Source organism: Deinococcus pimensis DSM 21231 (assembly GCF_000519345.1).
Classification (GTDB): domain Bacteria; phylum Deinococcota; class Deinococci; order Deinococcales; family Deinococcaceae; genus Deinococcus_A; species Deinococcus_A pimensis.
In genome coordinates, this window is the sequence record NZ_KI912680.1 from 74,121 (window position 1) to 74,770 (window position 650).

The 650-nt window shown below is 74.6% G+C and carries 1 protein-coding gene; it reads right to left on the reverse strand.

Annotated features, from left to right (window positions below; translation table 11 throughout):
- Window positions 1-121: 121 nt before the first annotated feature.
- The coding region (locus tag DEIPI_RS0127195) for a S8 family serine peptidase (RefSeq protein WP_027483870.1) at window positions 122-650 on the reverse strand (529 nt) is incomplete at its 5' end.

Genomic DNA, 650 nt, shown 5'->3' on the forward strand with positions numbered 1-650 from the left:
CGTCCCGTCCGACGAGCGCGGCGGCCGCCTCGTTGAGGGCGTCCACCCGCTCGGGAAGGAGGTCGGCGGTACTGCTGTCCAGGCCGATCACGGGCGGGCGGCTCCTTTCGGGAACGTGGCGTCAGCGGGACGCGGCGGGACGCGCGAGGCTACGTTTCAGGAAGGCGTCCACGTCCAGCGCGCCGCTGCCCAGCATGCCCGCGTAGGCGCGGTTGCCCGGCAGGGCGGAGAGGTCGCGGGCGGTGTCCAGCATCGCGCCCGTCAGGTCGCTCGGCGCGAGCTCGGGATCCTGCGCGAGGGCGAGCGCGAGGGCGCCCGCCAGGAGCGGCACCGACATGGACGTCCCGCTCCACGCGGCCGCCTGCCCGTCAGGGTACGCCCCGAGGACGCGCTCGCCGGGCGCGCTGAGCTCCACGTCGCGCGCGTAGTTCGAGAAGCTCGACTTCACGCCCGTCACGTCGACGCTCGCGACGCTGACGCCCCGCTCGCCCGCCGAGCCCTTGTCGGCGTCCGCCGCCGGGTACGTCAGCGCGGGACGGTTCTCGTTGCCGCCGGACGACACCACCAGCACGTTCTTCCGAGCGGCGCGCGCGACGGCCTGCTGCACCACGTTCGAGCGGGCCGCGCTTCCGAGGCTGAGGTTGATGACC